Source organism: Nocardia sp. NBC_00403 (genome assembly GCF_036046055.1).
Taxonomy (GTDB): domain Bacteria; phylum Actinomycetota; class Actinomycetes; order Mycobacteriales; family Mycobacteriaceae; genus Nocardia.
Genome location: NZ_CP107939.1, coordinates 4,015,800 through 4,034,454, shown reverse-complemented (window position 1 = coordinate 4,034,454; position 18,655 = coordinate 4,015,800). Strand labels below are relative to the sequence as shown.

At 66.1% G+C, this 18,655-nt stretch carries 16 protein-coding genes and 1 pseudogene; 1 reads left to right on the top strand and 16 read right to left on the bottom strand.

The annotated features are described in order from the left end of the window. Positions 1-170: 170 nt before the first annotated feature. From OHQ90_RS17820 to OHQ90_RS17780, 9 genes are all read right to left on the bottom strand, one after another. Complete coding sequence (locus tag OHQ90_RS17820) at positions 171-1,064, bottom strand: segregation and condensation protein A (RefSeq protein ID WP_328412929.1); 894 nt, start codon at positions 1,062-1,064, stop codon at positions 171-173. A 38-nt stretch (positions 1,065-1,102) separates the two neighbouring features. Further along, entirely contained in the window at positions 1,103-1,978 is an 876-nt protein-coding gene (locus OHQ90_RS17815; RefSeq protein WP_328412927.1) for a ParA family protein, read from the bottom strand. Positions 1,979-2,252: 274 nt separating this feature from the next. Next, positions 2,253-2,717 (bottom strand): cupin domain-containing protein, encoded by a 465-nt coding sequence (locus tag OHQ90_RS17810; RefSeq protein WP_328411906.1) that lies wholly within the window; start codon positions 2,715-2,717, stop codon positions 2,253-2,255. A gap of 184 nt (positions 2,718-2,901) precedes the next feature. After that, the gene (xerD, locus tag OHQ90_RS17805; RefSeq protein ID WP_328411904.1) at positions 2,902-3,861 is read right to left on the bottom strand and encodes a site-specific tyrosine recombinase XerD; all 960 of its coding nucleotides are present in this window, start codon (positions 3,859-3,861) and stop codon (positions 2,902-2,904) included. A 14-nt stretch (positions 3,862-3,875) separates the two neighbouring features. Further along, a complete protein-coding gene (locus OHQ90_RS17800; RefSeq protein ID WP_328411902.1) occupies positions 3,876-4,535 on the bottom strand; it encodes an NUDIX hydrolase in 660 nt (219 codons plus the stop codon). Then, positions 4,535-6,256, bottom strand: a complete 1,722-nt coding sequence (locus OHQ90_RS17795; protein WP_328411901.1) for a CTP synthase — start codon at positions 6,254-6,256, stop codon at positions 4,535-4,537. Before OHQ90_RS17795 ends, OHQ90_RS17800 begins: the two co-directional genes overlap by 1 nt. 235 nt (positions 6,257-6,491) lie before the next feature. Further along, positions 6,492-7,436, bottom strand: coding sequence for a copper transporter (locus OHQ90_RS17790; protein ID WP_328411900.1), 945 nt, complete (start codon positions 7,434-7,436; stop codon positions 6,492-6,494). Between the two features lie 100 nt (positions 7,437-7,536). Continuing rightward, positions 7,537-8,742 (bottom strand): putative cytokinetic ring protein SteA, encoded by a 1,206-nt coding sequence (steA, locus tag OHQ90_RS17785; RefSeq protein ID WP_328411898.1) that lies wholly within the window; start codon positions 8,740-8,742, stop codon positions 7,537-7,539. 256 nt (positions 8,743-8,998) lie between these two features. Then, a complete protein-coding gene (locus OHQ90_RS17780; protein WP_328411896.1) occupies positions 8,999-10,180 on the bottom strand; it encodes an endonuclease/exonuclease/phosphatase family protein in 1,182 nt (393 codons plus the stop codon). A gap of 191 nt (positions 10,181-10,371) precedes the next feature. Here OHQ90_RS17780 and OHQ90_RS17775 point away from each other — a divergent pair, with 191 nt between their 5' ends. Next, on the top strand, positions 10,372-10,791 hold the full coding sequence (locus OHQ90_RS17775; RefSeq protein ID WP_328411894.1) for an SRPBCC family protein: 420 nt from the start codon (positions 10,372-10,374) through the stop codon (positions 10,789-10,791). 78 nt (positions 10,792-10,869) lie between these two features. On the opposite strand, the gene recN is transcribed toward OHQ90_RS17775, so the two are convergent. The 7 genes and pseudogenes from recN to OHQ90_RS17740 form a co-directional block, all read right to left on the bottom strand. Further along, on the bottom strand, positions 10,870-12,639 hold the full coding sequence (gene recN, locus OHQ90_RS17770; RefSeq protein ID WP_328411892.1) for a DNA repair protein RecN: 1,770 nt from the start codon (positions 12,637-12,639) through the stop codon (positions 10,870-10,872). After that, entirely contained in the window at positions 12,617-13,627 is a 1,011-nt protein-coding gene (locus OHQ90_RS17765; protein WP_328411890.1) for an NAD kinase, read from the bottom strand. Before OHQ90_RS17765 ends, recN begins: the two co-directional genes overlap by 23 nt. Beyond that, positions 13,624-14,445 (bottom strand): TlyA family RNA methyltransferase, encoded by an 822-nt coding sequence (locus OHQ90_RS17760; RefSeq protein ID WP_328411888.1) that lies wholly within the window; start codon positions 14,443-14,445, stop codon positions 13,624-13,626. The genes OHQ90_RS17765 and OHQ90_RS17760 overlap by 4 nt, the downstream gene beginning before the upstream one ends. A gap of 1 nt (position 14,446) precedes the next feature. Beyond that, positions 14,447-14,743 carry a hypothetical protein gene (locus OHQ90_RS17755; protein WP_328411887.1) on the bottom strand — a complete coding sequence of 99 codons (297 nt, stop codon included), beginning with the start codon at positions 14,741-14,743 and terminating at the stop codon, positions 14,447-14,449. A gap of 13 nt (positions 14,744-14,756) precedes the next feature. Next, positions 14,757-15,665 (bottom strand): HAD-IIA family hydrolase, encoded by a 909-nt coding sequence (locus OHQ90_RS17750; protein ID WP_328412925.1) that lies wholly within the window; start codon positions 15,663-15,665, stop codon positions 14,757-14,759. A gap of 140 nt (positions 15,666-15,805) precedes the next feature. Next, positions 15,806-16,267 carry a MepB family protein gene (locus OHQ90_RS17745; protein ID WP_328411885.1) on the bottom strand — a complete coding sequence of 154 codons (462 nt, stop codon included), beginning with the start codon at positions 16,265-16,267 and terminating at the stop codon, positions 15,806-15,808. Between the two features lie 715 nt (positions 16,268-16,982). After that, positions 16,983-18,104 (bottom strand): annotated as a pseudogene (locus tag OHQ90_RS17740) (hypothetical protein); the annotation flags it as partial. Between the last annotated feature and the right edge of the window lie 551 nt (positions 18,105-18,655).

The following is an 18,655-nucleotide window of genomic DNA, read 5'->3' as shown; positions in this document are numbered from 1 at the left end:
GACCTGCTCGCTGGCAGTCCTCGCTCGCGGGGCATCGGCGTCGTCGCGCTCGGGATCCGCGCTCGACCCACTCGGTCCGGCGGTGTCGGCGGTGCCGTCGTTCTCCGCGATCGCACCCGCGGCTCGCGCATCGCCCGCCGAAATGTCGGCGGTGGCCTCGCCGTTCTCGCTCACCCGTAGTCCTCCTCGATAGTCACGGCGTCTGCCGTCTGCACGGTGTCGTCCTTCGGGTCACCGATCCAGCTGACCGAGAGCGGGCCGAGCGGGTCGGGCTGGTCGAACTCGATTGTTTTGCCGCGATACAGCTCCAGCAAGGCCAGGAAGCGGGCGACGATCTGGATCGGCACGTCGCAGTCGACCACCAGTTCACCGAACGTGGTCCAGCCGCCCGGTCCGCGCAGTTTCAGCATTTCGAGCACGATGGCGGCCTGCTCGACGACCGAGATGGCGTGCGAGTGCAGGTGGTCGAGGCCGACCTTGGGCACCGGGCGCGGCCGGAACGCCGCGGCGGCGATGGCAGCGAATTCGTGGGCGTCGACCCCCAGCGTAACCTCGGGCAGCAGCTCGGCGAAGCGCTCCTCCAGCCCGACCGCACGCGGGTAACGTCGCAGCGCGACGGCCTCCAGCTCACCGAGCAGCTCGGCCACCTGCTTGAACGCGCGGTACTGCAGCAAACGCGCGAACAACAGATCGCGCGCCTCGAGCAGCTCGAGGTCCTCGGCGTCGGTCATCTCCCCCGACGGCAACAGCCTGGCCGCCTTCAGGTCGAGCAACGTGGCTGCGACGACCAGGAATTCGGTGGTCTGGTCCAAGATCTTGTCGGCACGCAAGGCCTCCTGCTTGCCGCCCTCCGAGCTCGCCGTCAGCGCCGCCGTCAATGCCTTCGTGTAGGCGATGAACTCATCGGTTACTTGGTGCAGTGCCACCTCGGTGACATCGAGCTTGCGCGAGCTGATCAGCGTGAGCAGCAGATCGAACGGTCCCTGGAAATTGCTCAGCCGCAGATGGAATCCAGTCTGCTGGTCCGAATCGCCCGTACCGACGACAGACTCCGAGCCGAGTATTTCCGTGGTTGACGATGGCGCCGGCTCAGCCGCTTCCGTCACCGGCCGGACCGGTGGATGACTTCCCGCGCCATCGCCCGATATGCTTCGGCCCCAGCAGATTTCGACGCCCACGTGGTGATGGGTTCGCCCGCGACACTGGCATCGGGGAACCGGACGGTGCGCGAGATGGCCGTGTCGTAGACCAGGTCGCCGAACACCTCGACAACACGCGCCATGACCTGGCGCGAATGTAGTAGCCGCGCATCGAACATGGTCACCACGATGCCGTAGAGGCTCAGCCTCGGGTTGAGCCGGTCACGCACCTTCTCCACAGTGTCGTTGAGCAGTGCGAGCCCGCGCAGCGAGAAGTACTCGCATTCCATCGGGATGATCACGCCGTCCGAGCAGGCCAGCGCGTTCACCGTGAGCAGGCCGAGCGACGGCTGGCAGTCGATGAGGATGTAGTCGTAACGGTTGCGCACCGGCTCCAGCGCCCGCGCCAGTGTCTGCTCCCTGCCCACCTCGTTGACCAGCTGGATCTCCGCCGCCGACAGGTCGATATTGCTCGGCAACAGATCCAGGTTCTCGACGCGGGTCTCCATCAGCACGTCTTCGATGGACACCTTGGAACCGATGAGCAGGTTGTGCACCGTCAGATCGAGATCATGGTGGGCCACACCCAATCCCGCCGACAGCGCGCCCTGCGGGTCGAGATCGACGAGCAGTACCCGCCGGCCGAATTCCGCGAGCGCCGCACCGAGGTTGATGGTCGAGGTCGTCTTGCCGACGCCGCCCTTCTGATTGCACATGGCGACGATCAGGGCATCGCCGTGCCGCTCGAGCGGAGGCGGGTCGGGAACCACACGCAGTGGCCTCCCGGTGGGGCCCAGCGCCGCGTCGTCGGGGACCGGTTCAGCGCCATTGCCCCACAGCGTCTCCGCCGCGGCCGCCGAGTACGGCCCCTGCGGGGTACCCGTAAGCGGCTGCGCCCCAGCACTGATCGGCGGCTCTGCCGCACTGGCTGTCGTCACGATCCGCTGCTCCTTATACGTTCCTACCCGTTGCCTCGCCGAGCGTAGCGAGGCCGATCGGGCCCGACCTCGCTTTCGTACGGTCCAGCTCTCGAAAGAACGCTACCGCTTGACTGTGTCCAACTACCGCGCCTCAGCGCGGCGTGTTCGCAGTGAAACGTTACCTCTCACTCTCTCACCGCCACTCGGGTCCGCCGTCGAAATGGACGTCGAACCGGTCGTGCAGCTCGTCCATACTGTCCCAATCCGCCTCGCCTCGCGCGATGCGACCGAGTTGCCGAAAGTATTCGAACCGGACGATACCCGGTGTGAGCACCGCCAGGAACTCTGCCGGGCCGTCTGCCGAGGCACCGAACGCGTGCACCGTGCCCGGCGGGACCACGACCAGGCCACCTGTGGACACCGACTGAAGTTCGCCGTCGACAAGGAATTCCATGGTTCCCGCCAACACATAGAAGATTTCCGTCGACTTGGTGTGGTGATGCGGCCGTGTTCCGTTCGCGCCCGCCTGCAGGACGAGCCGATTGGCTCCGAACAAGCCATCGGAGTTCTCGCTGTCCTCCAGCAGCCGGAAAGAACCGCCGCCGGGCAGCGACACCGCTTCGACGTCCGACTCGTGGACGATGAAAGCCTTTGACATTCAACTCACCTCACATGCTCAGCCGACATATTGCCGAGCCGACACAGCACGGGCCCGACACGAAAACCAACCGGACCGAGGTCCATTTTCTTCCTCAGTACCCGAGGAAGGCCGATTTCCGCCAAGGGGCCAGGCCGAATTCGCCTGAAATACGCCGGGTCTCGCGGTCCCGAGCCGCGCCCGTCTAACGCGCGCGTGGATGCGCGGTGGCCCAGACTTCGCGCAAGGTGTTGATGGTGACCAAGGTATAGATCTGTGTCGTCGTGACAGACGCGTGCCCGAGCAGTTCCTGCACCACGCGTACATCCGCCCCACCGTCGAGCAGATGTGTTGCGAACGAATGCCGCAACGTGTGGGGGGAGACCGTCGCACCGATGCCGGCACGTTCGGCGACCGTCTGCAGAACCTGCCAGGCCGTCTGCCGCGACAGCCTGCCCCCGCGCACGTTCAGAAACAGCGCGCCCGCATTGCCTTTGCCGCTCGCGGCGAGCACCGGCCTGCCTCGCACCAGGTACGCGTCCACCGCGGCGAGCGCAGGCCTACCGATCGGCACCATGCGCTGCTTACCACCCTTGCCGTGCAGCACCAGCGCGCGCTCATCAGTGTCGAGGTCATCGACGTCGAGCCCGACCATCTCCGAGATCCGTGCGCCGGTCGAATAGAGCAGCTCGAGTAGTGCACGGTCACGCAGGCCGCGCGGCCCGCCATCCGTTCCGGCCGCGGCATCGGAATCCTCGGCATCCATCGGTCCGCCACCCGCGGCTTCCAGCAACCGCAGCACCTGGTCGTAGGGCAGCGCTTTGGGCAAACGCCTGCCCGGTGCCGGCGGCTTCACGGCATGTGCGACATCGGTCGTGGTGAGGCCCTCGGCCGCCGCGAATCGGTGCAGCCCGCGCACTGCGATCAGTGCGCGGGCCACCGAGCCTGCCGCCAGCGGCGGATGGTCGGCACTTCCTGCCCGCAACATCATAGTGAACTCGGCGACATCGGACTCGGCGACCGTGTCGAGGCCGATGACACCGCGACCGGCGAGGAAATCCCGGTAGCGCCCGAGGTCACGGCGGTATGCGCCGAGAGTGTTCCGCGCGGCGCCGCGCTCGACCGCGAGATGGTCGAGATAGGCGTCGATCTCCCGCGCGAGCACCGCCGAATCCTCGGTCAGTCTTCGGACTGCCGCTGAGCCGCCTTGCGGCGCAGGAACGCAGTGGGCTGACCCGGCCACGGTGCGTCGGCGGGTCGTAGCTCGGCGCTGCCCGCCCGTGCCGCCGCAAGCGCCAGTACCCCGGCAACCGCCGTCGCGTTGACGATCTCACCCGCCAGTGCAGCACGCACGGCCGCATCGACCGGCATCCGAACCAGCTCCAGATCCGCTTCCTCGTTTTCCGGCTCGGGCTGATGGGTTTCGTACAGATCCCGCGCGAGGTAGACCCGCAGCACCTCATCAGTGAAGCCGGGCGACAGCGCGACATCCACCAGCACCGACCACTCCCGGGCGGCGAGACCGGTCTCCTCCGCGAGCTCGCGCTCGGCCGCTTCGAGCGGATCCTCGCCCGGCAGATCGAGCAGCCCGGCGGGCAACTCGAGCAACCGAGTGCCCAGCGGATGCCGGTACTGCCGGATCAGCACCACGTTGTTGTCGTCGTCGATCGCCGCGACGGCAACCGCACCATGGTGCTCGATCACCTCACGCTCGACGACCCGACCACCGGGCATTGCCACCTGGTCCAGCCGCAGCGCGAGGATCGCACCGCTGTAGACGGTCTTGCTGGACACCGTCTCGAAATCGTGACTACCCGGTCCACCCCCGTGCGCGGTCATTACGATCCCTGATCCGCGTCCGCGAGCTCTTCTTCGGGCAGGTCGACCGGAAGTCGCTCGGCCAGCTTGTATTTCAGCGCGGCCGCGATGAGCGCGGCGAACAACGGGTGCGGGCGGGTCGGACGGCTCTTCAGCTCCGGGTGCGCCTGGGTGGCGACGAAGAACGGGTGCTTGTCGGCGGGCAGCTCGACGAACTCGACCAAGTGCCCGTCCGGCGAGGTGCCGCTGAACCGCAGCCCGCTGGTCGCGATCTTGTCGCGGTAGGCGTTGTTCACCTCATAGCGGTGCCGATGCCGCTCGGAGACCTGCTCGGTGCCATAGGCCTGCGCGACCACCGAGCCCTTGGCGAGGGTGGCCGGATATGCGCCGAGGCGCATGGTGCCACCGAGATCGGCTTCACCGGCGATGACCTGCTGCTGGTCTGCCATGGTCGAGATCACCGGATGCGGTGTGTCCGGCTCGAATTCGGCCGAGTTCGCCTCGGCGAGACCGACCGAACGCGCGGCTTCGATCACCACACACTGCAAACCGAGGCACAAGCCGAGCAGCGGCAGACCTCGGGTCCGCGCGTACCGGATCGCGCCGACCTTCCCCTCGATGCCGCGAATGCCGAACCCGCCCGGGATCAGCACCGCGTCCACATCACGCAGCGCGGCCTGCGCGCCCGCCGGGGTCTCACAGTCGTCGGACTGCACCCAGCGAATGTTGACCTTGGCCCGCGAGGCGAACCCGCCCGCGCGCAGTGCCTCGGTCACCGACAGGTAGGCGTCGGGCAGATCGACATATTTGCCGACCAGCGCGACCTCGACAGTTTCCCGCGGCGAGTGCACGCGATCGAGCAGATCGCCCCAGACCGTCCAGTCCACGTCGCGGAACGGCAGCCCGAGCTTGCGCACCACGTAGGCATCGAGGCCCTCTCGATGCAGCACCTTCGGAATGTCGTAGATCGACGGTGCGTCCGGGGTGGAGATACAGGCGTCCACGTCGACGTCGCACATCAACGCGATTTTGCTCTTGAGGCCCTGCGGCACATCCCGGTCGCAGCGCAGGATCAGCGCGTCGGGCTGGATGCCGATGCTGCGCAGCGCCGCCACCGAGTGCTGCGTCGGTTTGGTCTTGAGTTCGCCCGACGGAGCCAGGTATGGCACCAGCGACACGTGCAGGAAGAAGACGTTCTCCCGGCCCACATCATGGCGCACCTGACGGGCGGCCTCGAGGAACGGCTGCGACTCGATGTCGCCGACTGTGCCGCCGATCTCGGTGATGACCACGTCCGGGACATGTCCCTCCAGATCAGGGCCTGCCATCGCGAGGATGCGGCTCTTGATCTCATCGGTGATGTGCGGGATGACCTGCACCGTGTCGCCGAGGTACTCGCCGCGCCGCTCCTTGGCGATCACCGACGAATACACCTGCCCCGTAGTGACATTCGCGTCGCCGGACAGGTCCCTGTCGAGGAACCGCTCGTAGTGACCGACATCCAGGTCGGTCTCGGCGCCGTCCTCCGTCACGAACACCTCTCCGTGCTGGAACGGATTCATGGTGCCGGGATCGACGTTCAAGTACGGGTCGAGTTTCTGCATCGTGACGCGCAGCCCGCGCGCCGTCAACAGCTGACCGAGGCTGGAGGCGGTAAGACCTTTACCCAATGAGGAGGCGACACCACCGCTGACGAAGATGTGTTTCGTCGCTGTTCGCGCCTGAATCCGTGTTTGACCCACGGGTCTTCACGGTAACACGAATCCGCAGTTCCGACCGCACCACACGCACGTTTGCCACCAGGTCGCTGCATTGGGATTGCGCGCGCCGCCGACAGTGTTCACAGCGTAGCTGTGGTGCGCCTGTCCGAAGCCGCGTCACCGCACCGATTCACCCGGACTGCGACTGTGAGAGAGGTCGCCGCGGCACGGCCACGGTATCGCGGAGCACGCATTGGTCGAACCTTCGCAAGAGCGGTCAGTGCGGCAGGGCGACGAGGGTGAGGGAATTCGCCTTGGTACCGGTGCCGTACCGGCCCGCGCCGCCGTTCAGCTGCTCGCTGAGGCCCAGGACGGTGGTGACCCGGCCGATTTCCCGGTCGAGGTTGTCGACGGTGGTGACGGTGGTGGCCAGGGCCGCGTCGGAGCGAATGGCGGCGATGGGGCCCGGTTCGTCGGCGGCTCCGGAGCGGCCGGCCAGGACCGTGCCCGCACTACGGCCGCGGAGGGCTCCTGCGAAACGAGCAATGTTCGAGCCCTGACCGTTCTCGTTGGAGCGGGCGCCGTCGCCGGTGATGACGACCGCGAGTTGCGCCGGGTCGACCGGAGTATCGCCGTAGGCGAGGAAGCCGCCGCCGCGCAGCGTCTCCAGCGCCAGGCTCAACTCCTGCGGGGTGCTGTGGGGTTGCGAGTTCGCGGGATCGAGCGACAGCACGAGGCCGAGCAGATCGCCCGCCATGCTGCCCTGATCGACCGCTCCACTGCGCAACTGAGCGCCTGCGGGGATGACATTGATGAGGGTGGTGCGCAGCCGGTCACCCTCGGTGGTGTCGAGGAAGGCGTCGGTGAGTGCGATCTTGCCTGTCACTGTGGCACCGGAGGTGTCGAGGCCCATGGTGACGGCTTCGATGTCGGCGGGGTCGGCGTCGGGGGTGGTGATCACCACAACGCTGCGGTCGATGAGGGTGCCTGCGAGGATCCGGCCTGCTGAGCCTGCGGTGAAACGATCGGCGGCGTTCAGTTCGTCGGTTAGTCGGCGGTTCTGTTCGGAGATGGTGTCGACCTGATTGCGTAGATCGGTCTTGTCCGCACGCAACCCGTGCAGCAGGTCCGCCGCCACCGTCTGCGAGCCGAGCACCACGCCGACGGCCAGCGCTAGGAAGATCGCGACGAGAGAAACAGCGTGCTGACGTAGCGAAATCATCGACGCTCCTGGGTTTCTGCGGTACATCCACCCCCGGCCGGGCTGATAAGAACTGCGCGTTGGTGTCTCATCAGCCTCTCCTGTGCAGTCTTTCGCCCGATCATTTGTCGACCAGGCCCTGCGCCCATAGCACGAAGCGGTTCCAGGAGTCGATGGCCCAATCGAGCACCTCGCCGCCCATGTGGGAGGCGAGCATCGCGACGATCACGGCGATCAGCGCGGCGAGCACGATCATCGCGATCGCGATGCCGGACACACGGTTGCGATACAGCGTGGCGACGGCTTTGGCATCCATCAGCTTGGCACCGACCTTGAGCCGGGTGAGGAACGTGGCCGGGTTGCTGTCGCGGCGGCCGCGATCGAAGAAGTCGTCCAGCGATGCGGCGGCGCCCGCGGTCACGATCAGCGACGCGCCGTGATGGTGGGCCAGCAACAACGCCAAGTCGGCAGGCGAGCCCGAGGACGGGAAGGTCGTCGCACCGATGCCGAGATCCTGAATGCGCTCCAAGCCCTTGGCGTGGCCGTCGGTGTCCGCGGGCAGAATCACCTCGGCCCCGGACTTCAGGGTGCTGGTGGTGATTTCGTCTGGATCGCCGACGATCAGATCGGGCCGGTAGCCCCGCTTCATGAGGGTGTCCGCGCCGCGGCCGACGCCGACCATGATCGGCACGTACTCCTTGATGAAGGGTTTGAGCGCCTTCAATTCGGCCGCGTGGTCGGGACCGTCGGCCACCACCACGACATGCCGATGCTTCATCACCAGGTCGAGTTCCGGAACGCCGATGCCATCGATCAGCAGCGCGCTCTCGGTGCGGAAGAACTCGATAGTGTTGCCCGCGAATGCCTCGAGGTGATCGGCGAGTCCGTTGCGGGCCTCGATCATCCGGTCGTTAATGCCGGCTTCAGTCAGTTCGATACCCTCGACAAGGACCTCTGGCTCTTTCCTCGTCAGCTTGTCCGCGTAGACAATGCCCTCGTCGATGCGAACCTTGGCGCCATCCTTGATTTTGCTGAACGCATCCGAGCTCACGGTGTCCAGCAGTAGTATTCCGTTGGCCACCAACATTTCCGGGCCGAGATTCGGATAACGTCCAGAAATCGACGGCGAGGTATTCACCACAGCGACCACACCAGCCTCGACGAGCCGATCAGTGGTGAGCCGATCCAGATCCATTTCGTCCAGCACCACAACATCACCGGGCCCGACCCGCGCGAGCAGACGCCGGGTATTGCGGTCGACCCGGGCGATGCCGGTGAGCCCTGGCAACGTTTCGGTGTTCTTCGACAACAATGCCAACATCTTCATAGGCCCGATAATGGTCGCCAACCTTCAATCATTGGCGGAGGCGCGCCGAATCATCGGCCACATTCGTCACTGTGATACCAGTCGGCACATCACATGGAGACCATCAGGCGGTCACGCGGCGCTGACAGATTCCGACCCGCTGTCCAGACCGCGACCGAGCAGCTCACCCAAGTACCGAGCCTGGCCGGAGTGACACCCGGAGGTTGTCACGCCTGCGGCGAGAATCAGCCCGATTGCCTCGCAAGCCCGGGTATTCCTATTGCGCCCGACGTGCCGCGGCCACTCTTTCACGCATGGCAGGATCCTTGATCTCATAGTCCACCCATGCCGGAAAATGGTCGGTCGTAGATCTTCCCGCGCCGCTGGCGACTGTCTCGAATTGCTTAGTGGCCCCGATCTGATCCGGATTGGCATCCCAAAATACAGTTTTCGTATCAGGAGGCAGCGACATCTTCACTCCGATTTCGTCGAAAGCTTTGCCATATACTTTCGTCGGGTTCTCGGTGTTGAAATCCGCCCCCAAAATCGCCGGACTCTTGATATTGGACGTCATTGTACGAGCGATGGATGCGGCGTCCTGTGCACCGACACCGTGTTCGTATGACGATCGCATGGCTCCGTGCGGGTTCGGAAACAACTGCCAGAAGTTGATCCCCAGAATGTCTGCACGTTGCGCCCAGCGGGGGTAAGGCACAGTCGGCTCACCCCTGAATACCAATTTGGCCATGGGTGTCGGTAGCTGTATCGCTTCGCCTCCATCGATCGGTAGCCGACTGAGCACAGCGAGGGATAGCTCCGTGTCGGGCGTCTTGCTCAGATGCGTGGGGCACACCTTCGATTCGAAAACGTGTTCATAACCGGTTCGCTGGGCCAGCTTCCGGACAGTCGAACCGGCCGGACCGACCTCCCCCTCCTGAATGAGGATGACATCAGCATCGAGCCTATCGAACAGCATCGAAAAGTAATCCAGGTTGGGTTTGTCGTTGTAGCCGAAAAGACCCTTGGATTTGATCGGATAAGCACCGGCAATATTGAATGTCACCACTCGCAGGGGCCGGTAGGGATCAGCCCTTTCCGCGGCCGTTCGGCGAGGCGGAAATCCGATCGCCTCCCAGTACTGGGACTCGCGCTCCGGGCTCTTCGCAAGCGACACTCCCCTGTTCGTAGCGAAGGAACCCCCCTGGTCGGTGACGGAGACGGCGTTGGCACGGTCTTCGGCGGAGAGACGACTCGCTGTTCGATCCGCGTGGCGACCGACGTGGCGCAGACCGTCGGAGTCGAAACATGCGAAGGAGTGCAGCTTCGCGTCGACCCGATCGCAGATCTGTTTCGCCAACTGAGCGGCCTCGACACCGAACAGTGTGCAGCCCCTTCGCCATGAGATATAAACCGCGGCACCGCCATACAGCCGGACGCCGTCCTCGACCGTGCGAGGCACACGAAATATTACCTGGGGTGCTATTCACACCCTAGCCGCCTCGACCGCAATCCATTCGCGCCGAAGGGCTTTCGGCCTGTCGCACCTCGGCTACCAATCGGACAGGATCACGATCCGCGGTACAGGAATCCCGGGGTCCCGGACAGTACCCGTATGCTGCGGGTCACAGATATCTCGAAGAGGAGACATTTATGGCCAGCACCACCATCGACGCTGTCATCGCCGCCCCGCGCGAGATCGTGTACCGCCTTTTCGCCGAGCGCGAGAGCATCAGCCCCTACCTTCCGGTCCAGGTCAAGCTGATCAAGCCGGGACTGACCGAGCGCGAAGGCGTCGGTGCGCAGCACCTGATCGGCGTCGGGCCGCTCGGCGTCACCGAAGAGATCACCAAGCTCGTGCCGGGTGAGCGCATGGAGTACAAGATCGTCAAGGGCGCCCCGGTGAAGCGGCACGTCGGTGTCGTCACCTTCACCGACGCCGTAGACGGAACCCTGGTGTCCTACACGATGGAATCCGAGCCGAGCCTGCCCGTACCGTCCAAGATCCTGGAGTTCGGCCTGCGCAACCTCATCTCCCAGTTCATCCGCGGCGCGCAGAAGGCCGTGCGCTGAGCGGGTAACCGCACCCCTCCTGGGATCCGCGCCCGCTGCCGATCCCAGGGGTTTGCATCCAGACGCACGAGGCGGCTGTCAGGCCGACGCGCGTTCGGAGCGGGCGGTCTCGAGGAGCTCTTCCGCGTGGGCTCGCCCGGTCTCGGTGTCGTCGAGCCCCGCCAGCATGCGGGCCAATTCGATCACTCGCTCATCTTTCGTCAGCGCGCGGACGCCACTGTTGACCTTGCCCTTGCCGTCGTCGGATTTGTCCACCACCAGATGCGTGTCGGCGAACGCGGCGACCTGCGGCAAGTGGGTCACCACGATCACCTGATGGGTGCGGGCGAGACGCGCGAGCCTGCGGCCGATCTCCACCGCTGCCCGGCCGCCGACGCCGGCGTCGACCTCGTCGAACACCATCGTCGCACCATGGTCGGAACTGGCGAGCACCACTTCGAGAGCCAACATCACACGCGAGAGTTCACCACCGGACGCGCTCTTACTCAACGGCAGCGACTGCGCGCCGGAATGCGCGGACAACCGGAACTCCACCTCGTCTACGCCGGATGATCCCGCGTGCAACTCTTCTCCGTCAACCGTCAGCGGCGCGGAATCCTGTGGGCTCGCCGGCACCGGGCGCACCTCGACCTCGAGCCGCGCTTTACCCATCGCCAGCCCGCCCAGTTCGGCGCTCACTGCGGCGGCAAGCTTGCCCGCCGACTTCGTCCGCGCGGCAGTCAGCTTGCGCGCCGCCTCCCGGACCCGTTCGGCGGCGATGTCCACCTCGGCGGCCAAGGCTGTCAAGGCCTCTTCCGAAACATCGAGCGAGCCGAGCCGGGTGCGCGACTCGTCCGCCCATGCGATCACCCCGTCGACGTCGGGGGCGTATTTGCGGGTGAGAGTCTTGAGTTCGGCCTGCCTGGTGAGCAGCGAGTCCAGTGCGCCGGGATCCGACGGCAGGTCCGAAAGATAGCCGCTGAGTTCGGTGGTCAGATCGACCACCAGCGCGATGGCCTCCTCCAACCGGGGCGCGAGTGCGGTCAAGGCCGGGTCGTCAGCCGATTCCACGCGGGCCCGTGCCACACCGAGCAATTCCAGTGCGCCCGAACCGTCTTCGGGCGAATCGGGAGAACCGGCCAGTGCGTCATGCGCTGTCACGGCCGCCTCGCGCAAGGAATCCAGGTCGCTCAGCCTGCGCACCTCGGCCACGATGCGCACATCCTCACCGGGCTCCGGTGCGATGGCATCGATTTCGGTGAGCGAATGCTTGAGCCGGTCGGCCTCCAGCGCGAGTTCTCTACTGCGCGCGGTGCGTTCGATCAGTTCGGTGCGGGCCTCGAGCCAGGACCGCCGGTGCACCTGATACTTGCGCAGCAACGGTCCGACCGTGTCGGCGGCGAACTGATCCAGCGCGGACAACTGCTGGTCCGGGCGCTGCAGCCGCAGTTGGTCGTTCTGGCCGTGCACGGTGAGCAGTGGGGCGGTGAAGTCGGCGAGCACCGCGGCGGGCACACCGCGGCCACCGAGATGGGCGCGCGAACGACCATCACTGCCGACTGTCCTGATCGCGATGATGCTGCCGTCGTCATCGGCCGCTGCCGCAGCCGATTCCAGCACCTGCCCGACCTCGGCGCGCGCGGCGTCATTGACGTCGTCAACGGTGAAGCGCCCCTCCACCACGGCGCGCGCGGCACCGAGCCGCACCCGGCCCGCATCGGCCCGCGCGCCGCTGAGCAGGTGCAGGCTCGTGACCACCATGGTCTTGCCCGCACCGGTTTCACCGGTGAGAACTGTCAGACCCTCATGGAATTGCGCAGTGGCGGTCGAGATAACGCCAAGGCCATCAATCCTGATCTCTGTCAGCACGTGTGCTCTCCGTTCGCCGTCGGCCACGCCAGCCTGTCACGGGCAATTGGAACTTGCGCACCATCCGATCCGCGAAAGGCGCGGAATCCAACCGCACCCAGCGCACCGGCTCGGCGCCGCGGACCGCTTCGACCCGCCCGCCCTTCGGCAGCGCGAGGGTACGCCTGCCGTCGAGGAAAACTATCGCATCATGTCCCGTCGCAACGGATTCCACGGCGATACGCGACTCGGGGCTCGTCACCAGCGGGCGCGCGAACAGGGCATGCGCATTGCTCGGAATCACCAGCAGCGCTTCGAGTTCCGGCCACACCACCGGACCGCCCGCGGAGAACGCGTACGCGGTCGAACCGGTGGGCGTCGAGATCAGGATGCCGTCACAGCCGAACTGCGACACCGGACGTCCGTCGACCTCCATCACCACCTCGAGCACACCCATCCGCGCGGCATTTTCGATACTTGCTTCGTTCAACGCCCAACCAGTTTCGACGATCTCGTCATCCACACGGACGGTGACGTCGATCGTCATCCGATCCTCGATGCGGTAATCCTTGCGGACCACCTGGGCCAACGCCTCGTCCAGATGCTCCGCCTCGGCCTCGGTGAGGAAACCGATGCGGCCCAGATTGATTCCCAGCACCGGCACCGCGGCAGGCCGTGCCAGCTCGGCGGCACGCAGGAAAGTGCCGTCACCACCGAGGACGAGCACCATCTCACAACCCACCGCCGCATCCGGGCAGTGCTCGACCACCCGGACCGGATAACCGCCGGGCGCTGCCACCGCCGAAGAGCCTGGCCCCGGGGCCTCACAATCGAGATCAACATCGAACCGGGTGCCTTCCGCCTCATCGGCGAGCACCCGCAGCCCGATCCCGGCATCGGCGAAGATCTTGGCCACCCGATGGGCGGTTTCGATGATCTCCGCGCGGCCGGGATGCGAAACCAACAGAATCTCCCGGCCACCGGACTCGGCCGGCGCCTGCGCGTTCACTGTGGACCCTCCTCAACCGCACGCTCGACGAGGGCCGCGACCTGCTCGCCGTCGTACTCGAACTGCCCGTCTTTACGCAGCCACAGAAAGTATTCGACATTGCCCGACGGGCCGGGCAGCGGGCTGGCAACTACCGCTCGAGTGCGCAGTCCCAACGCCGCGGCCGCGGCCGCGACATCGCGCACCACTTCGGCACGCAAAGCCGGATCGCGCACAACACCGCCGGAACCCACCCGTTCTTTTCCCACTTCGAACTGGGGTTTCACCATCGGCAACAGGTCTGCGCCCAACGCAGAACAGGCGGCGAGCGCAGGCAGCACCAGGCCGAGGGAGATGAACGACAGATCGCCCACCACAAGCTCCACCGTGCCACCGATCGATTCGGGGGTCACGCTGCGGACGTTGGTGCGATCGAAAACCCGCACCCGTTCATCGTTCTGCAGCCGCCAGATCAGCTGGCCATAGCCGACATCCACGGCGACGATCTCGCGTGCGTGTTTGGAGAGCAAGACATCGGTGAAGCCACCGGTCGAGGCACCCGCGTCCAGGCAGCGCTTACCCGCGATCGTCAACCCCTCGGGTTCGAACGCTTCGAGTGCGCCCAGGAGTTTGCGCGCACCGCGCGAAGCCCATGACACCTCGTCGGGTTCGTCGCGCACCACCAGCGGGGTGCCCGTTTCGACGGCCGTCGCCGGTTTCACCGCGACGGTTCCAGCTATCAGGACGCGGCCCGCGCCGATCAGCTCGACCGCGTGTTCCCGCGATCTCGCCAACCCGCGGCGAACCAGTTCGGCGTCCACCCGCGCACGCCTGGCCACCTCAGATCTTGTCCACCGTGGCCAAGGCCTGAACCAGCACCTCGTGTGCCTGCTCCAGGATGCGTGCCCGCCGCGTGATGTCGGTGCCGGTTTCGACGCCCTGGGGCTGACCGGCATGCGAACCGAGCTCGGCGAGCAGGCTCTCGACATCGGCGCGAATCCGAGCGGGATCGGCCGGTTCCGGGCGCCCTTGTGCGCCAGGCAGATGCTGGCCCGGCATCGGGACCCCCGGGCGGGGTCCGTTCGAGCCGGGGCCGTTCATACCGGGTCCATACGGGCGGGGCATCGGAGTACTCATCGTGATGTCAACGCTATCGGATTTCCGAACCGGACGCGCGCACTGTCACGGCTCGTCCCGGGTTGCGCCGCAAGCGTGCGGTCAAGTCGGCGACCAAGTCGGTCGCGGCGGGGTCTGGTTCGTCTGCCACGGGCGGGTGATTCAATGCGTCCAGCGATTCCGACACATAGGTCGGGATGAGGTCAGCGGGGGCGTCGCGCAGCTCATCGAGGGTGCTCACGCCGGTCAGGACCAGCAGCGAATCGAGGCCGACCCGGTTGGCGCCCTCGATGTCGGTGTCGATGCGGTCCCCCACGACCAGCGCGCTGCGGGTGCCCGCCCGCACCAAGGCGTCCTCCATGAGCGGCGCGTAAGGCTTGCCCGCCACCAGTGGCGCACGACCGGAAGCCGCTCGCAGGGCCGCGACCATGGCGCCGTTGCCCGGCGCGAGTCCACGCTCGTTCGGCAAAGTCTTGTCGGTATTAGCGGCAACCCACAGGGCGTCGGCGCTCAGCGCGTAGGCCGCCTCGGCCAGATCCGGCCACGCGGTCGTCGGCGAATGTCCTTGTACGACAGCATCGGGCGTGGTGCCATTGAAGCGGCGGACCGAACGCAGACCGACGGCATCCACCTCCGCGGCGAGATCATCGGTGCCGACGATCAAGACGGTCGCGCCGGATTCGAGTCGCTCCGCGAGCAGCCGGGCCGCCGCCTGCGCACTGGTCACGACATCATCGGTCGTCGCGGGGAAACCGAGTTCGGACAGGTGCTGGGCGACCGCGTCCGGCCCTCGGCTCGCATTGTTCGTGACGTAGACGAGCCGTTGCGGCACGCCGGAATTCGCCAGTGCCTCGGGGGCGCCTTCGATCATCTCGGGTCCGCGGTACAGCGTGCCGTCCAGATCCAGCAGTAGGGCTTCGTAGCGATCTCGTAGCCGCTTCACACCACTCTCACTCCATGTCACCGTCGGCATCCCTTGCCGAACTCTTCGCCCATGCTCCATTGCCCGGCGATCTGCTTCGCGGGTCGGCACGCGGCCGCAGCTCTCGGAAGCACACAGCACACTACGCCCACCGCTCGACATCAAAGAACGGCCGTCGTCGCCGGTCCCGGCCCACCGTAGAGCAACCGTGCCCGAGCGAGATCCACGAACTCGCCCGGCTGCACGTGCAGGAAGTACTCCAGCTGCCACGTCTGTGTGGCACGGGCCTGACGGTTCGTGGTATCCGCCCACGGTGGATAGATCCGAAACCCGCGCTTGCCACCCGAACCATCAATGGAGACAATATCTTTCGCACACAACACGGTGCCAGGAAAAATGAATTGGCCGAAGTGGCTTCCGGTGCGGGTACTGATGACGAACAGCTCGACGCGATCGGCGACATCGAACGGCCGGATCGGTCCGCCCACCCCGCGCTGCCACACGGTGACGAACTGACCGACTTTCGTCGGTGTCGATTTGCCTACTCGAAACCGCACCGACCGGCCGCCCACCGTGAAAGAGTGTGCCGCATACTCGGCGCTCTCCGGTTCGACTACCGGCACAGAACAATCGAGCTCGAGAGGCTCGAATATCAGTGCTTTCGCGGCAGCCAGATCATCGTGGGCCGACCAAGGTTCCACCTGCACTACTTGACTCCGCCTGCGCTCGCAATCCGATCTCGCCAGAACATTCCGCTCAGCACTCCACCATTACTCAAAGCCTCCGCCATTGGTCTATTCCGCGCGGCACTCCGACGACACCCGGCAGCCTGTGTCGGTGCTCCGATAGCTGCAACTCCGACCACCTTCGTGAGGAGGAGTCGCCGAACAGCTCTGCACGGACTCCGACGGCGCTGAGAATACCGAGTCGCCGGACAGTTCCGTACCGCACTCACAACCTGTACCGCTGCGGTTCACTCCGTAGCGCACTCCGCCGGCACCCGGAAGTCTGTCCCGTATATCAGATCCGCGGTTCGCTCCGGCAACTTCGGAAGCCGGAGTTGCCGCGCGGCTCCGTAACGCACCCCAGCGGCACTGAGGAAGCCCGAGCCGCCGAATAGTTTCGCTCTGCAGTCCACCAGCACTCACAAGTCTGTACTGCTGGTCAGTTCCGCATCGCACTCCGGCGGCGCTCAGACGCTCGAGTCGGCGGGCGGTTCCGCTCTGTGCCCCGCCGGCGCGCGGACGCCTGCGACGCCGGTCAGCTCCGCATCGCACTGTGACGGCACTCGAGAACCGGTCTCGCCCGACAGTTCCGTACCGCGCACCGATCCCACGGTCAGAGGTCGGTCTCGCCGGTCAATTCGGCCGCGCGGTCTTCGGCGTCGGTCTCGCCGTCCAGGTCGGCGGAGGCGGCGTTGAGGAACCAGGTGAGTCCGTCGTCGGTTCGGCCCGCCGCGACAAGTGCGTCGGCGTAGGCATAGAACAGCCGGGCAGCGGCCGAGCCGGTGCGGGACGGGTCCAGATCGGAAGTCTGCAAGGTGACCACGGCCTGGTCGTACTGACCGAGGTCCATACGGGCGCCGGCAACCACAATGCGCAGCTCACTGGCCTCATCACCGCTCAGGGCGCGGGCCTCGTCGCTGCGGCCGAGTTCGATCGCACGCTCAGGTCGGCCGAGACCGCGTTCACAGTCCGCCATCACCGCGAGCAGACCGGAGCCACCGGACATCCGGCGAGCGGTACGCAGCTCGGAGAGCGCCTCGGCCCACTCACCCGCGTGGTAGGCAGTCACACCCGCGGTTTCGCGAACCACGGCAATGCGGCCTGCGCGTTGCCGTGCCGCACGGGCGTGTGCCAGCGCGAGGCCGGGGTCATCGTCGATCAGTCTGGCCGCCATGACCAGGTGGCGGGCGACGGCTTCTGCATTGGTCTTGTCCAAGCTCAGCAGGTCACGTCGGACCGCAGGTTCGAGATCTGATGCCTGGATATCGTCCGGCAGATCCGGCTCCTCGGGCCGCGGCGGGCGTCGATCCGCCGACTGGCCGCCGCCTCCCGCGCGCGCACCCTCGCCACCACGACGACGGTCCTCCGACGGTCCGTCCCCGCGCTGAAACGACCCGCGATCCGATCCGCCACGCTCACCGGACCGTCCGAAGTCTGCACGCTCACCAGAATCTCTGCGCTTGAAACCACCGCGCTGACCGGAATCAGGGCGGTTGGCCCCACGATCAGCGGACCCGCCTCGTGAATCACCACCCCGATTGAAACCGCCACGGTCGCCGGAGCCACCGCGCTCACCCGAATCGCCACTGCCACGGTTGAAACCGCCACGCTGGCCCGAGTCGCCACCGCGATTGAATCCGCCACGTTCACCGGAATCACCGCCACGATTGAATCCGCCACGTTCACCGGAATCACCGCCACGATTGAATCCGCCACGTTCACCGGAATCACCGCCACGATTGAATCCGCCTCGCTGACCGGATTCACCGCCACGGTTGAAACTGCCACGGCCGCCGGATTCACCACCGCGATTGGACCCGCCCGGCTGACCGGAGTCGCCTCCACGGTTGAAACCGCCACGCTCGCCTGATCCCCCACGCGAGCCGGAATCATCTCGCCGGTTGAATCCACCTCGATCGTTGGAGCCGCTGCGCGGGCCGGAACCACCGCTGCGGTTGAAACCGCCACGCTCACCCGAATCCTCGCGGCGCTTGAAGCCGCCCGCGGAGTCACCTCGCTGGCTGGAGCTTCCGGAGTCGTTGCGCCGGTTGAATCCACCACGCTCGCCAGATCCGCCACGCTGGCCGGAATCACCGCTGCGTTTGAATCCGCCACGCTGCTCCGAGCCCTGACCGCCGGTGCGATCCCGCTCGGGGCGGTTCGAGGACGAGTCGCCACCGCCACCACGTGCGGGGCGCTCGCCGCCTGCACCACGCTGGCCGGAACCAGAGGCGGGGGTGTCACGCCGGAAGGACTTCCGGTTGTCGTTCTGTTCCGACACGGTGA

Coding starts and splice junctions, on each gene's coding strand:
- OHQ90_RS17810 (WP_328411906.1), bottom strand. CDS start 2,717: ATGTCAAAGGCTTTCATCGTCCACGAGTCGGACGTCGAAGCGGTGTCG.
- OHQ90_RS17800 (WP_328411902.1), bottom strand. CDS start 4,535: ATGACCGCGCACGGGGGTGGACCGGGTAGTCACGATTTCGAGACGGTG.
- OHQ90_RS17790 (WP_328411900.1), bottom strand. CDS start 7,436: ATGATTTCGCTACGTCAGCACGCTGTTTCTCTCGTCGCGATCTTCCTA.
- steA (WP_328411898.1), bottom strand. CDS start 8,742: ATGAAGATGTTGGCATTGTTGTCGAAGAACACCGAAACGTTGCCAGGG.
- OHQ90_RS17775 (WP_328411894.1), top strand. CDS start 10,372: ATGGCCAGCACCACCATCGACGCTGTCATCGCCGCCCCGCGCGAGATC.
- OHQ90_RS17755 (WP_328411887.1), bottom strand. CDS start 14,743: ATGAGTACTCCGATGCCCCGCCCGTATGGACCCGGTATGAACGGCCCC.